Raw genomic sequence first — 14,068 nt, forward strand, 5'->3', positions numbered from 1 at the left:
GCCTCGCTAGGCTCCCGTCGCACTTCACGGGAGGATAGCCGAGTATGCGTAAGTTTCTGATCGCGGCACTGCTGATCGCCGCGCCCGCGTCAGCTTGGGCGCAGTCAATGAATGCCGAGGCTTTTCATCAGCGCGCGACCGCCCTTCAGAAGAAGGGCGCCCTGGCCCTGTTCTCGATGGGTGAAGTCAAAAAGCTGATGGCGGAAGGGCAAGCCGCGGGCAAACGCGCTGCTCAAGCCCGCCGCGCAGCACTTGCGGCCGGAGAGAAGCCGCGCTTCTGCCCGCCGGCCGGCAAGGGCAAGATGGACGACAACGAGTTCATGACGAGGCTGTCGGCGATCCCCAAGGCCGAGCGGGCGCGGATCGACATGACCGAAGCGGTGAACCGCATCCTGGCCCGCAAATATCCCTGCTAGGCCATGATCCCTAGTGCCACGAGCAGCAGCAGGAACAGGACGATTGCCACCAGCGCGAAGAACGAAAGCACTGCCGTCCGCCAGATCGCGCTGAACCGGCCAAGCTCATAAGCGCCGCGAAGCTGCCGGTACATGTGGATCGGCGGGATGAAGAGCATCAGCTTGCGGAACCAGCCGAGCCCCGGGATCAAGGTCGTCAGGGCAAGCACCACAAGCCAGATGCTGACGAAGGTGATCGAGTAGGTGACGAATACCGTGTGGTCGTAGGCGCCATATTGCCGGTAGCGGCGGCGGTGAAGGAACAGCAGCCAGACGAACGGGACCGAGATCGGGATCAGCGCCCATGAGAATTTATAGGCGTTGCTCTGAATCTTGTAGAAGGCGAGCTGCGGGTTCGCGTTGAACTTCTTCAGCTTCTCGTCGAGGGCTTTCCAGCCGGTCTTGCCGTTGACGATCTGGCTGGTGTTTCCCTGCTCTAGCGCTTCGAACTTTTCGAGGGCCTTGATCCCCTCCTGCGTTTCCCGGATCTGCTCGTCGATCTTGGCGATGGATTGCGGGTTGGAGCCACGTTGGGCGCGCGTTCGCGATTCCTGCAGTGTCGTCAGTTCCCGCCGCTGCTCCTGAAGCGCCCCGGCGACGTCGCCGCGCGGATCGTCTAGGCCGTCCGGCTTCATATTCGGCCCGGCGAACGAATAGACGGCGAACATCAGGAAGACGGTGAACAGGAACAGCGCGACCGGCGACACGAAACGCGCCCGCTCGCCCGAGATGTAGCGCCGCGTCAGCTCTCCTGGCCGCCACGCGAGCATCGGCAGGGTGCGCCAGATCTTCCCTTCGAAATGGAACACGCCGTGGAGCAGGTCGTGAAAGAAGGCGCCGAGCGTCCGATGAACATGCGCCTGCTGCCCGCAGCAGCGGCAGTAAGGGCCGGTCAGCTCCGCGCCGCAGTTCAGGCAATTGCCTTCGTGCGTGTGCCCGTCGGCAGCCTCGCCGGCCTTTGGCTCCACCGCCCGTGCAAGCATCCCGCCTGCCACGACATCGCCGACTGCGTCCATTTCCCCCATGCAGCGCGACATTAGGCGGCGTTGGCGGCGCATGCTAGCGGCTAGGCATGCGGATCGGGCTTCTCGGCGGCTCCTTCAATCCTGCCCATCGAGGGCACCGGCGGATCAGCCTCGAAGCGATGCGCGCGCTTAGCCTCGACGAGGTGTGGTGGCTGGTCTCGCCGGGCAACCCGCTGAAGGAAGGCGCGAGGGACATGGCCCCTTATGAGGCGCGGCTCGCCTCGGCTGAGGCAATGGCGCGCGGGGCCCGCATCCGCGCGAGCGATTTCGAGCGGCGCGAAGGGACCCGTTATACGATCGACACGGTGCGTCGGCTGAAGCGGCGTCACCCCGAGCACCGCTTCATCTGGTTGCTTGGAAGCGACACCCTGCCAAATTTTCACAAATGGCGTGATTGGAGGGGGTTAGCATCAGAACTGCCGATTGCGGTGATTCGCCGGCCCGGTTATGATTCGGCTGCCCACGCGGCGCGCGCGATGGGTTGGCTGAGGCGGTTCGTTCACCCGCGCGGCCAGGCGGCGAAGTGGACGAAGTGGAGTGCACCGGCGATCATTTTCCTTCGCCTGCCCCCCGACCCGACCTCCGCGACCGCCATCCGCGCGCACGATCCCAACTGGCACCGTCGAACGAAAGCGCCTTCCGTGCGTTCGTCTCGTTTCGGTTCCCCAATGTCACCCAGGAGACCCCTTGACCGAACGTCCAGCTGAGACAGCCGCCGCCGCTGATGCGGGCCATGCTCCATTCGACGTCGAAGACCTCCACAAGCTCGTGATGCAATCGCTCGACGACGACCAGGCGCAGGAGGTCGTGTCGATCCCGCTCGCCGGAAAGTCGAACATCGCCGACCATATGGTAGTCGCCTCGGGCCGCTCGACCCGGCAGGTCGCGTCGATGGCCGTTAAGCTTGCTGAAAAGATAAAAGAGCGATTTGGGAAAAGCGTTCGGATCGAAGGGCTTCAGACGGCAGACTGGGTGCTGATCGATGCGGACGACGTGATCGTCCACTTGTTCCGGCCCGAAGTAAGAAGTTTTTACAATTTGGAGCGAATGTGGGCGTTCGGCGATGATGCAAACGTGAGCGCTGCCCGGGGGTAAAGCACATGCGGTTCATTGCAGTCCTGATCTCGCTTCTGGCGCTGGTCGCGCAACCTGTTGCTGCGGCCACGTCGCCGACGCTGGTCAGCGTTGAACAGCAGCTCAGATATTTCGTCTCCGGCAAGTCGGCGGACGTCGGCATCGCCGCGCTCGACCTCAACAGCGGCGAGATGATCAGCGTCAAAGGCAATTCCCCCTTCCCGATGGCAAGCACCGTCAAGGTCGCCGTCGCCGCCCTCTACCTCGCGCAGGTCGATCACGGCCGCCGCTCGCTCGATGAAACCATCAATGGCGTGTCGGCGCGTTCGCTGATGCGGCGGATGCTGGTGCACAGCGACAATCGCGCGACGGACATCCTGATGGCCGACCTCGGCGGGCCGGCGAAGCTCGACCAGTGGCTCAAGGACAATGGCGTGCGGGGCGTTCGCGTCGACCGCAACATCGCTCAGCTGCTCGCCGCCAAGCGCGACTTGTGGGACCGCCGCGACTCCGCGACGCCGACGGCAATGGTCGACCTCCTGAAGCGCATCTACAAGGCGGAGCTGGTCACGCCCAAGAGCCGCAATTACCTGCTCGACATCATGGGCCAGTGCGAGACGGGCAAGAACCGGATCAAGGGCCTGCTTCCGGGCGTGCCGATCGAGCACAAGACTGGGACGCTGAACGGCTATGCCAGCGATGTCGGCTTCATCACCATGCCCGACGGGCGGCGGGTCGCGGTCGCGATCTTCACCCGCGGCGGCGCCGACCGGCCGCGCACGATCGCCGAAAGCGCCCGCGCGATCTACGACGGGTTTAAGGCCGCGGTGACCTGGCCGTTCCAGCCCGCAGCCCTCTCCACGCAATAATTTGCTTCTGCACATCGTCGCGCGCGGGAAGATCGGGCGCTCGCCCGAAGCCGAGCTCGTCGACCGTTATTTGAAGCGCATCGCCTGGCCGACGAAGCTGACCGAGCTGCCCGACCGCGGCGGCAAAGTGCCGGAAGTTACAGCCAACAGCGTCACAGTGGCGCTAGATGAGCGGGGCGACGCGCTTTCATCCGTGGAGCTCGCAAAGCAGCTGGAGCGCTGGCGCGACAGCGGGAAGCGCGAAGCGCGCTTCCTGATCGGCGCCGCCGACGGGCACGGCGACGACGGCCGGAACGACGCCGACCTGCTGCTCTCTTTCGGTCCGGCGACATGGCCGCACCTGCTGGTTCGCGCCATGCTTGCCGAACAGCTGTTCCGCGCGACATCCATCCTTGCGAACCACCCGTATCATCGCGAAGGTTAGCGCATGAGGCTGGCTCTTGCCGCGCTGCTCCTGATCCCGCCGCTTGCCGCCAGTGCTCCGGCGATGCAGGCGGCCGAGCCGCTCGACGACGCGCTCACGCGCGCCCGCGCCGAGCAGGCCGCCGCCGAACGCCAGGCCGCGAACCTCGAACGCCAGGCGGCAGCCGCGAAGGACGAGGCCGGACGGTTGCGCGCGCAGCAGGCCGCTGCCGCACAGGCGCTCGACGCGGCGGAAGCGGGCATCACCGCGGCCGAAGCCCAGTACCGGATCGCCGCCGCCCATGCGGCTGCTTACCGCCAGCGGCTGAGCGCCGAGCAGCGGCCTATATCGTCGCTGCTTGCTGGCCTGGCGACGATGGCCCGCCGTCCGCCTCTCCTCGCTTTGGCCGACCAGGGCGGCGCCGATGAGCTGGTAAGGGTCGGCGTGCTGCTGGATTCGACCCTTCCGGTGATCCGCCAGCGCACGCAGGCGCTATCGGCCCAGCTGGCTCGGGGAGAGCGGCTGGAGGTGTCGGCTTTGTCGGCCCGCGCCGAGCTGGTCCGCAGCCGTCAGGCACTCGCCAGCCGCCGGCAGCGCTTTGCGGCGCTTGAGCGTCAGGCATTCGATCGATCAATTGCGGCAGGGGGCCAGGCGCTAAGCGCCGGCGACGTCGCCATTTCAGCCGACGAGCAGGTCGCGCGCCTGAAGAGCGAGGCGACGCGTCGGGCAGAGGCGGCACAGATCGCGCGGCTCCTTGCCGCGGAGCAGCCGGCGCCGCCGCGGCCGACAGCATCGCCGGCTGCCTCCGCCTTCGCTCCATTCGCTTATCGGCTCCCGGTCGCCGCACCGGTCGTGCAGGGGCTCGGCGCCGTCGACGAGAGTGGCGTTCGCTCCCGCGGGGTCAGCTTCGCGACTGCGCGCGGAACGGCGGTGTCCGCGCCCGGCGCAGGGATCGTCCGCTTTTCCGGACCGTTTCGCGATTATGATGGCGTTCTCATCATCGACCATGGCGGCGGCTGGCTGAGCGTGATCGTCAATGTTGCTTCGCCGCTCAAAGCCGGCGAGCGCGTCGAGGCTGGCGCCTCCATTGGCCGCGCCCTCGGCCCGCTCGAGCTTCAACTGTCCCGCAATGGGCAGCTCGTCTCTCCTGCCCTCATCGCAGGTTCATCTCAAAGTCTGTCAAAGGATAGGAAAGGCAGCTAGTGCCCGAAGAACCGCATGACGCCGCCGCGCAACTGGGACGCGACCACATGAAACTGACTTCCAAGCTTCTCCCCCCGCTCGCCCTCGTCGGAGCGCTCGCCTTGGTACCCGTGACCGCCAGCTCTCTCGCTGCCGCGGACACGACCAATTACCAGGAGCTCGAGAAGTTCATGAGCGTCTACGAGCGGGTGAAGGCCAATTATGTCGAGAAGGTCGACGACAAGACGCTGATCAAGGGCGCGATCGATGGCATGCTTGCCGCGCTCGACCCCCACTCGAGCTTTGCCGAGGGATCGGAGTTCGACCAGCTTCGGGCGACCACCGATGGCAATTACGGCGGCCTCGGCCTTACGGTCTCGATGGAGGACGGCGTCGTCAAGGTGATCGCCCCGACCGAGGACACGCCCGCGGATCGCGCCGGCGTCAAGGCAGGCGACTACATCACCCACATCAACGGCGAGTTCCTGAACGGCCTCAGCCTCGACGAAGCCGTCGCCAAGATGAAGGGCGCGCCGGGCACGTCGGTGAAGATCACGATCGTTCGCCCGGGCCGCGACAAGCCGCTCGACCTCGCCATCGTCCGTGAGCGCATCGAGCTGCGCCCCGTCAAGTGGGAGGTCAAGGAAGGCGTCGGCTACATCAATATCAACAGCTTCAGCGGAAACGTCGGCGAGCAGGTTCATTCGGCCCTGCTGTCGATCGACAAGGCGACCGGCGGCAAGCCGATCGGCTATGTCGTCGATGTCCGTTCGAACCCGGGCGGCCTGCTCGACCAGGCGATCGACGTCGCCGACGATTTCCTGTCAAGCGGCGAGATCGTCTCGCAGCGCGGCCGCGAGAAGACCGACATCGAACGTTATTACGCCCGTCCCGGCGACCTCGCGCACGGCCTTCCAGTCATCGTCCTCACCGACGCCGGCACCGCTTCCGCGTCTGAGATCGTTGCCGGCGCCCTGCAGGACCATCGCCGCGCGCTGATCATGGGTGAGCCGAGCTTCGGCAAGGGATCGGTGCAGACCGTTGTCCAGACCGGCCCGAATGCCGCGCTTCGCCTGACGACCGCCCGCTATTACACGCCGTCGGGCCGCTCGGTTCAGGCCGGCGGCATCGAACCCGACATCATCGTCCCCCAGCTCAGTGATCCGGACTACAAGGACCGCAAGGTCATCCGCGAGGCCGATCTTCGCCGCCACCTGCTCGCCCAGTCGCAGGTGAAGGACAAGCTGCTCGAAGCCGACGATCGCCCGGACCCGCGCTTCTCCGTGAGCGCGGAAGAGCTGAAGAAGCAGGGCATCAAGGACTTCCAGCTTCATTATGCGATCAGCACGCTGAAGCGCATGGCCGCGGTAAGCCCGGCGAGCGGCTCCGGCGCGACGAAGAAGACGCGCTAGGAAGCTAATGAGCGAGGCGCTCGCATTGCAGTCTCGCGGCGGGGCGCCGTGGCAGCCGGCGTCGGTGGCTCGGCTTGTTGCGCTGCTGCTGCCGCTGGCCCTCCTTGGCGGTGCGCTCGGCTCGCAATATCTGGGCGGCCTGCACCCCTGCGAGATGTGCTATTGGCAGCGCTGGCCGCACGCCGCGGCGATCTTGCTCGCCGCGCTCTCGTTCACCGCGCCGGCAGCCTCATCGCGCTCCCGCACCGTGGTAATCCTCGCAGCGCTCGCCATCGCGGTTTCCGGCGCCATCGGGGTCTATCACGCCGGTGTCGAAGCGAAGATCTTCGAAGGCATCACCCAGTGCACGGCGACGGCAAAGGGCGGCAGCACCGCGGACCTCTTAAAGCAGATCACGCACGCGCCGCTGATCCGCTGCGACCAAGTGCAGTTCAGCTTCCTCGGCATCTCCATGGCAGGCTGGAACGCAATCCTGTCGCTCGGCGGCGCGGCCCTGATCCTGATCTTGAGCCTCAGGGGGCGGCGCGCGTGAGCGGCTGGCGTCCCGGCGACCGGCGCGCCAACAGCGCATCGATGATCCGCGTCGACCAGGCCGGCGAATATGGCGCCACGCGTATCTACGACGGCCAGCTCGCCGTACTTCGGCCCAATTGCAGTGAGGCCAAGCTGATCGCGCGCATGGCGTCCCAGGAGCAGCGCCATCTGCGCCGCTTCGACCAGCTCGTTGCCGAGCGCCGCGTCCGTCCGACCGCGCTTCAGCCTTTGTGGAGCATGGCCGGCTACGCGCTCGGGGCCGTGACGGCACTGATGAGCGAAAAGGCGGCGCTCGCCTGCACCGAGGCGGTCGAGACCGAGATCGATAAACATTATGCGCAGCAGCTGCGCGACCTGGGCGAGGACGATGCTGAGCTTTCGGCCGACATCGCCGAATTCCAGGCCGACGAGCTCGAGCACCGGGACTCTGCGCGGGATGCCGGCGCGGCGGGGGCGGTCGGCTATCCCCTGTTGACCGCGGCAATCCGTGCCGGATGCAGGGTCGCCATCGGCCTTTCGAAACGGATTTGAGGAACAACCGGCGGCCGTTGTCCGCTGATGAGTCTGGAAGGATAGAATGATGAGGTTGGCAATCATCCTTGGCGCCGCAGCAGCGGTCACTGCCGGACTTGCGTTCCCGCAAGGCGCGGCGCAGGCGCAGGCCCAGCGCGGCATTGCGGAAATCGTCGTGTTCGGCACCGACCCCTGCCCCCGCTCGAGCGACGACAAGATCGTCGTCTGCCGCCGCCTCGACGAGCGGTTCCGCTACCGCATGCCCGAAGCCTATCGTCCGAACGGCAGCTATCAGGAGCGCCAGTCCTGGGCGCAGCGCGCGAAGAGCCTCGAGACCGTCGGCCGCACCGGCATCAACAGCTGCTCACCGGTTGGACCCGGCGGGCACACCGGCTGCCTGACCCAGGTGATCAACCAGGCGCGCAACGAGCGGAACGCTCAAGCCGACGCGGACACGCCGCCGCCACAGTAAGCGCGTAGCGTGATCGCGGTTGGTCGAAAGCCGCTTCCGCTGCTCCGCGGGCTTGTTACGCTGACGTGACAGGCACGGGGGAGGTCAATCATGAGCATCGCTGAGGCTACGCCGGATCTCGAACAGGGGGAGCGCGACGACCGCGCCTTCCTTGGCCACCCCAAGGGCCTGGGCTACCTCGGCTTCGCCGAGGCGTGCGAGCGCTTCTCTTATTATTCCATGCAGACGCTGCTGGTGCTCTACATGGTCAACTATTTGCTCGTCCCCGGGCGGATGGAAAATGTCGTCGGCCTCGATTGGCTGAACGCCCATGTCTATCCAGGGCTCTCGGGCCAGCCGCTCGCGTCAGCCATCTTCGGGACCTACACCGCGCTCGTCTACGCGACGCCCATTCTGGGCGGGATCATTGCCGACAAATGGCTGGGCCGCGACGCGACACTGATCGTCGGCGGCGTGCTGATGGCGATCGGCCACTTCCTCATGGCGATCGAGCCTGCCTTCCTTCTCGCACTGCTGGCGCTGCTGCTCGGCGTCGGCGCCTTCAAGGGCAATATCGCGACGCAGGTCGGCGCGCTCTACGGGCCCAACGACCTTCGCCGCGCGATGGCCTTCCAGATCTTCTACATCTTCATCAACGTCAGCGTGATCGCAGCGCCGCTGGTGTCCGGCACGCTTGGCCAGGAGGTCGGCTGGCACTACGGCTTCGGCTGCGCCGGTGTGGTGATGGTGATCGGCCTCGTCATCTACATGGTCGGGCGCCGTCACCTTCCGAGCGAAAGCCGACCCGTGCGCGGGGAGCAACGCCCACGCGATCCGCTGAGCCGCGACGACTGGATTTCCGTCGCCACCTTGCTGGTGCTGATCCCGGTGCTCGCCATCGCGCTGCTCACCAACCAGGAGATTTTCAACGCCTACCTCGTCTGGGGCGACCAGCAGTTCAACCTGACCTTCATGGGCACCACGCTGCCGAGCAGCTGGCTGATCACGCTGGATGCGACGCTCAGCTTCTCGATGCTGGTCGCCGTCGCCGCCTTCTGGAAATGGTGGGGAACGCGCCGGCGTGAGCCGGACGAGGTCAGCAAGATGATCATCGGCAGCCTCTTCACCATGGCCGGCGGCATGTGCCTGTTCATGGCCGCGCTGACGCAGCCCGAAGGCGGCAAGATCGGTATCTTCTGGCCGTTCCTGTTCCACTTCCTCAACAGCCTCGGCTTCGCCCACATCCTGCCGATCAGCCTGGCGCTCTTCTCGAAAGTGTCGCCGCGGCAGATCACCGCGACCGTAATCGGCCTCTATTATCTCTCCTTCTTCCTCGCCAACGCGATCGTCGGCTGGGTGGGCGGTCTCTATTCGAGCCTGCCGACGACGACCTTCTGGCTGCTCCACGTCGCCAGCGCCGCATTCGGCCTTATCGCCTTTGTCATCTTCAAGATCGCCGTCGGCAAGCGGATGGAGAGCACGGCCGCGGACCAGGCAGCGGCCCTGAGCTGAGCGCCTCTTGCAGTGCTGCGATCGAGGGTGTATTGCCGCTATAATACGCTAAGGAGGAGACTCGAATGCGCAAGTCCTACGCCGCGGTGCTGATCGCCGCCCTCGCCACCGCCGCCGGCTGCAGCGGCGTTCACGCCGAAGACGGCGGATCGAGCGTGTCGCGCAACTATAATGTCGGCAATTTCCAGCGAATCGAAGTGGCCGGCTCCTATGACGTCGAGGTTCGCACCGGCGCCAACCCGGGCGTGTCTGCCACCGGCTCGGAAAAGCTCCTCGAGAATACGATCGTCGAAGTTCAGGGCGACCGCCTCGTCATCCATCCCGACAAGAAGAGCAGCTGGTTCCGCCGCTCGATCCGCGGCCATGCCCGCTTCACCGTCACGGTGCCGCAGCTGAGCGCCGCGAGCATCGCCGGCTCGGGCGACCTGAGGATCGATCGCATTCAGGGCGCGCGTTTTGAAGGCGCGATTGCCGGTTCCGGCGACCTCGATCTGCAGAACGTCGACGTGCAGGAACTGAAGCTGTCGATCGCAGGCTCCGGGGCGGTAAAGGCCGGGTCGGGCAAGGCGCGTTCCGCCAAGTACGAGATCGCCGGTTCGGGCGACGTCGATGCCGGCGGCATCCAGACTCAGGAGGCGAGCATCTCCGTGGCGGGCTCCGGCGACGTCCGCGCGCATGCGAGCGGCACCGCGGACGTCAGCATCATGGGGTCGGGCGACGTCGAGCTGTCCGGCGGCGCCAAATGTTCGGTCAGCAAGGCGGGCTCTGGCGACGTCCGCTGCTCTTAAAGCGCTTTTAACCATGTTCGGGGAGAAGCTGTGCGATGCGCAGCTTCCTCCTCCCCGCCGCGGCCCTGATCGCGCTCGCGACCCCGGCCGGCGCCGCTACCCGCAATTTCGGGATCACCGGCTTCACCAAGATTCGCGTGGACGGCCCGTTCAAGGTCCGCCTGGCGACCGGCGTCGCACCCTTCGCAAAAGCCTCCGGCTCTGCCTCGGCGCTCGACCGCCTGGCGATCAGCGTCCAGGGCGAGACGCTTGTCGTCCGCTCCAACACCGCCGCGGCCGGCAGCTATAGCGGCAACGACAATGGCCTCGTCGAAATCAGCGCCGGCACCCACGAGCTCAGCGCCGCCTGGCTCAACGGCTCAGGCTCGCTGGCGATCGACCGCGTGAAAGCGCTGAAGTTCGACTTGTCGGTTCAGGGCAGCGGCGCTGCCGAAATCGGCCAGGCAGCCGTCGATCAACTCAACATCAACGCGCTCGGCACCGCGAGCGCGCGTGTCGGCGGCAAGGCCGGCAAGCTGACGGCCGTCGTACGCGGCATCTCCAGCCTCGACGCCGCCGCGCTCATTGTAAAAGACGCGACGCTCGGCGCCGAGGGTGCAGCGACCATCGCCGCGAACGTCAGCGGTTCGGTGAAGCTCGACGCCAGCGGACCGGCGACGGTGCGGCTGGCCGGCCGGCCAGCCTGCACCCTGCGCGTCAGTGGGGCCGCGACGGTGAGCGGCTGCCGCTGATCAGTTGACGGTGGCGCGGGCCTCCACGCCCGACAGGAAGTTCCACAGCGCACCGGCAAGCTCCTCGCCCGCGGCGACGGCTTCCTGGCGCTCGCCTTCAGGCAAGCGGTCGAGCAGGTCGCGGCAGACCTGGCTATGCTCGACGTCGGCGCTCTCGTGGACGCGGAAGAAGCGCAGCGTCTCCTCGTCCTCGATGCCATAGCGGTCGATCAGCCCGTCGATCTTGGCGCTCGCGACGCCAGGAAACTGGCTTTCGTAGGCGTAAAGCGCGCCGAGGCCGGCTGCATAGGACTGGCGCGACAGCTTGCGGAAGGTGTCGATCAGCCCCTGAGTCTCCGCGTTCAGTTCCTGGCCGCGCACGGCATCGGCATTCTCGCCGAGCCCGCAGGCGAACATCATCCACAAGCTCGCATGGTCCTGCTTGCCGGCGTCCAGGCCTTCTTCCTCGGCGAGGTTCTCGGCCAGCATGCGGCGGCCGTCGCGGTCCTCGCAGGCGCTGTGCACCGCGCTCACCGCGCGCGGGAAGGCTTCGACGTGATGGAAATATTGCCGCGCATAAGCGCGCAGCGTGTCGAGCGGCAGGCGCCCCTCGGTCCATGCCTGGTAGAAGGGATGCTTGAGCATTGCCCGCTCCGCCACCTTGATGTCGATCGCGTTAGAAACACTCATGCCTTGCCTCCCGTTGATGGCGCTGGAGGCCGGGCGATAACTCGGGCATCGGCAGCCGACAAGCATAAGGAGTCGGCATGAGCGGAACGGAGGGGGCGAACATGGACGTCAGCAACAATGAGGCCAAGCACCAGTTCGAGATCGACCTCGGCGATACCACGGCCGTCGCCGTCTACAATCTGCTCAAGGGCAAGATCATGTTCACCCACACCGAAGTGCCGCCGGAGCATGAGGGCAAGGGGATCGGATCGGCCCTGATCCGCGCCGGGCTCGGCTATGCGCGCGAGCATCAATTACAGGTGATCCCGATCTGCCCCTTCTTCGCGGCCTACATGAAGAAGCATGAGGAAGTGCAGGACCTTCTCGACCCGTCCTACCGTAACGCTCTTGGACTCCCGGCCGGCTAGAGCCGCGCTTCCAGACGTCCGAAGTCAAAGAAAGTCGAAACCCGACGGCTCCCCGCGCGTTGACTGGCCAACTACGAAAAAGGGAGAGAAGTCATGTATTTCGGTATTGGCGGACTGATCCTGCTGATCATCATCCTTGCGATCCTGTTCTAAGCAAGACCCGCAATCAAACCAGCGCCAGCGCCGCAAGACGGCCGTACAGCTGCGGAGGCAATGCGCCGATGCCGCTGCCGTCATCGTCGGTTGCTGGCGCTTCTGATTCCTCGAGATAGCGCCAACCCTGGTGGGCGCGGCGGAACAATGGCGAGACGCTGACCAGCTCTGCGCAGCAGACGATGTCGATGCGCCCGTCTTCGCGATCCTCGAACCGCAGGATCTCGTTCCCGCCGACGATGCGGTGCTTGACGATCCAGTAGAGATTGCCCCCGACCAGCTCGGATGCGCGCTTCGGCCGCATCCGCGTCGGCACACGCAACTCGCTGCCGGCGGCACGGCTGGCGACCCGCTGCTGGAGCGCGGCGAGGTCGCGGCAGGCAAAGGCCACCTTCGTCATGTGGAGAATCGGCACCCGACCTGAGTGCCGAAAACATCGCTGTTTCGCAATGACTTAGTGGACGATTCCAGTCGCGGTGGCGAGGCCGAGTACGGCGAGGAAGCCCATCGAATCAGTGACCATCGTGACGAAGACGCTGCTGGCCACCGCCGGGTCGGCGCCCGACCGTTCGAGCGCGAGCGGCACCAGCACGCCGGCGAACCCGGCGACGATGATGTTGGTCAGCATCGCCGCGCCGATCAGCAGCCCGAGCGACGTGCTTCCGAGCACCAGGGTCACCCCGACGCCGATCAGCGCAGCGACGGTGATCCCGTTCAGCATCGCAACGCGGATTTCGCGGCCGACCGCGCGCCACCGGTTGGAGCCTGTGAGCTGGTTGGTGGCGATCGCGCGGACCGTGACGGCCAGCGTCTGCGTTCCGGCATTGCCGCCGACGCCGGCGACGATCGGCATCAGCACGGCAAGGACGGTCAGCCGCTCGATCGCGCCTTCGAAATGGCTGATGACCGAAGCGCCGACCAGCGCCGTGACGAGGTTGGCGACCAGCCACCGCACGCGCGAGCGATAGCTCTCGGTGACGGGCTCGTTGATGTCGCCTTCTTCGCCGACACCCGACAGGAGCAGCACGTCCTCGCCGGCTTCTTCCTGGATGATGTGGACGATGTCGTCGACGGTGATCATGCCCACCAGCCGACCGGCATCGTCGATGACGGCGGCGGACACGAGCGCATATTTCTGGAAGCGAAGCGCGACGTCTTCCTGGTCCATGTCGACCGGGATCAACGTCTGCTCGCGTTGCATGACGTCGCCGACCGCGACCGCGCGCGGGGTCCGCAAGATGGTCGACAATTTGCAGGTGCCGACCGGATGGTGCTGCGCATTGACGACGAACACTTCCCAGAAGTCCGCCGGCAGGTCCTCGGTCGAGCGGAGATAATCGATCACCCGGCCGACGTCCCAATGCTCCGGCACCGCGCAGACGTCCCGCTGCATCAGGCGGCCGGCCGATTCCTCGGGGTAGCTCAGCGCCTCTTCGACGGCGGCGCGATCGTCCGGCTCCATCGCCCGGAGCACCGCCTGCTGCTCGTCGCGGTCGAGGTCCTCGATCAGCGCGACGGCGTCATCGGTGTCCAGCTGCCCGGCAATGTCCGCGACCTGCTGCGGCTCGAGCTCGTCGAGCAAATCGTCGCGGACGAAGTCGTTCATTTCCGCGAGCACGTCGGGGCTGACGATCCCGGCCAGCGCCTTGACCAGCCCGTCGCGCTCGTCCCGAGCGGCAAGCTCGATCAGGTCGGCAACGTCGGCGGGGTGGAGCGGCTGGACCAGCTCGCGCGCGGTTTCGTCGTCGCCATGCTCGACGGCGTCGAGCACCCTCGCAACGAATTCGGGCCGCAGCCGGTCTTCCTCGTCGATGGCGCTGGAATGGGCCGGGTTCGATTCGGCAACAAGATGCGCGGCGATGTCGTCGCTCTCGCTCATCTCGTTGACCC

General features: G+C 66.1%; 18 protein-coding genes. 14 read left to right on the plus strand and 4 right to left on the minus strand.

Annotated elements, in window-relative coordinates:
* Positions 1-44 precede the first annotated feature (44 nt).
* Entirely contained in the window at positions 45-416 is a 372-nt protein-coding gene (locus VIL42_03610; GenBank protein ID HEY8591934.1) for a hypothetical protein, read from the plus strand.
* Here VIL42_03610 and VIL42_03615 read toward each other — a convergent pair.
* Positions 413-1,471, minus strand: coding sequence for a DUF3667 domain-containing protein (locus VIL42_03615; GenBank protein HEY8591935.1), 1,059 nt, complete (start codon positions 1,469-1,471; stop codon positions 413-415). The two genes, VIL42_03610 and VIL42_03615, sit on opposite strands and share 4 nt — an antisense overlap.
* Before the next feature lie 56 nt (positions 1,472-1,527).
* Here VIL42_03615 and VIL42_03620 point away from each other — a divergent pair, with 56 nt between their 5' ends.
* The 12 genes from VIL42_03620 to VIL42_03675 all read left to right on the plus strand — a co-directional run bounded on the left by VIL42_03620 (position 1,528) and on the right by VIL42_03675 (position 10,949).
* The gene (locus VIL42_03620) at positions 1,528-2,187 is read left to right on the plus strand and encodes a nicotinate-nucleotide adenylyltransferase (GenBank protein HEY8591936.1); all 660 of its coding nucleotides are present in this window, start codon (positions 1,528-1,530) and stop codon (positions 2,185-2,187) included.
* Between the two features lie 64 nt (positions 2,188-2,251).
* Entirely contained in the window at positions 2,252-2,575 is a 324-nt protein-coding gene (gene rsfS / locus VIL42_03625) for a ribosome silencing factor (GenBank protein ID HEY8591937.1), read from the plus strand.
* Between the two features lie 5 nt (positions 2,576-2,580).
* Complete coding sequence (locus VIL42_03630) at positions 2,581-3,423, plus strand: serine hydrolase (protein HEY8591938.1); 843 nt, start codon at positions 2,581-2,583, stop codon at positions 3,421-3,423.
* A 1-nt stretch (position 3,424) separates the two neighbouring features.
* Positions 3,425-3,847, plus strand: coding sequence for a 23S rRNA (pseudouridine(1915)-N(3))-methyltransferase RlmH (locus VIL42_03635; GenBank protein ID HEY8591939.1), 423 nt, complete (start codon positions 3,425-3,427; stop codon positions 3,845-3,847).
* A gap of 3 nt (positions 3,848-3,850) precedes the next feature.
* Positions 3,851-5,029 carry a peptidoglycan DD-metalloendopeptidase family protein gene (locus VIL42_03640; protein ID HEY8591940.1) on the plus strand — a complete coding sequence of 393 codons (1,179 nt, stop codon included), beginning with the start codon at positions 3,851-3,853 and terminating at the stop codon, positions 5,027-5,029.
* Between the two features lie 47 nt (positions 5,030-5,076).
* Positions 5,077-6,420, plus strand: coding sequence for a S41 family peptidase (locus tag VIL42_03645; GenBank protein ID HEY8591941.1), 1,344 nt, complete (start codon positions 5,077-5,079; stop codon positions 6,418-6,420).
* 7 nt (positions 6,421-6,427) lie between these two features.
* Positions 6,428-6,952, plus strand: coding sequence for a disulfide bond formation protein B (locus VIL42_03650; protein HEY8591942.1), 525 nt, complete (start codon positions 6,428-6,430; stop codon positions 6,950-6,952).
* A gap of 41 nt (positions 6,953-6,993) precedes the next feature.
* On the plus strand, positions 6,994-7,485 hold the full coding sequence (locus tag VIL42_03655) for a demethoxyubiquinone hydroxylase family protein (protein ID HEY8591943.1): 492 nt from the start codon (positions 6,994-6,996) through the stop codon (positions 7,483-7,485).
* A gap of 46 nt (positions 7,486-7,531) precedes the next feature.
* Entirely contained in the window at positions 7,532-7,939 is a 408-nt protein-coding gene (locus VIL42_03660; GenBank protein HEY8591944.1) for a hypothetical protein, read from the plus strand.
* A gap of 90 nt (positions 7,940-8,029) precedes the next feature.
* A complete protein-coding gene (locus VIL42_03665; GenBank protein ID HEY8591945.1) occupies positions 8,030-9,430 on the plus strand; it encodes a peptide MFS transporter in 1,401 nt (466 codons plus the stop codon).
* Between the two features lie 65 nt (positions 9,431-9,495).
* Positions 9,496-10,218: a head GIN domain-containing protein gene (locus tag VIL42_03670; protein HEY8591946.1), complete on the plus strand. Its 723-nt coding sequence runs from the start codon at positions 9,496-9,498 to the stop codon at positions 10,216-10,218.
* A 35-nt stretch (positions 10,219-10,253) separates the two neighbouring features.
* Positions 10,254-10,949 carry a DUF2807 domain-containing protein gene (locus tag VIL42_03675; protein HEY8591947.1) on the plus strand — a complete coding sequence of 232 codons (696 nt, stop codon included), beginning with the start codon at positions 10,254-10,256 and terminating at the stop codon, positions 10,947-10,949.
* Here VIL42_03675 and VIL42_03680 read toward each other — a convergent pair whose 3' ends face one another.
* On the minus strand, positions 10,950-11,618 hold the full coding sequence (locus VIL42_03680) for a CADD family putative folate metabolism protein (protein ID HEY8591948.1): 669 nt from the start codon (positions 11,616-11,618) through the stop codon (positions 10,950-10,952).
* Between the two features lie 77 nt (positions 11,619-11,695).
* On the opposite strand from VIL42_03680, the gene VIL42_03685 reads away from it, so the two are divergent.
* A complete protein-coding gene (locus tag VIL42_03685) occupies positions 11,696-12,025 on the plus strand; it encodes a GNAT family N-acetyltransferase (protein ID HEY8591949.1) in 330 nt (109 codons plus the stop codon).
* Between the two features lie 166 nt (positions 12,026-12,191).
* Here VIL42_03685 and VIL42_03690 read toward each other — a convergent pair whose 3' ends face one another.
* Positions 12,192-12,578, minus strand: coding sequence for a DUF1489 family protein (locus VIL42_03690; GenBank protein HEY8591950.1), 387 nt, complete (start codon positions 12,576-12,578; stop codon positions 12,192-12,194).
* A 54-nt stretch (positions 12,579-12,632) separates the two neighbouring features.
* Positions 12,633-14,057 carry a magnesium transporter gene (gene mgtE, locus VIL42_03695; GenBank protein ID HEY8591951.1) on the minus strand — a complete coding sequence of 475 codons (1,425 nt, stop codon included), beginning with the start codon at positions 14,055-14,057 and terminating at the stop codon, positions 12,633-12,635.
* Positions 14,058-14,068: the final 11 nt, after the last annotated feature.

The sequence above is a fragment of the Sphingomicrobium sp. genome, assembly GCA_036563485.1.
In the GTDB taxonomy this organism is placed as follows: domain Bacteria; phylum Pseudomonadota; class Alphaproteobacteria; order Sphingomonadales; family Sphingomonadaceae; genus Sphingomicrobium.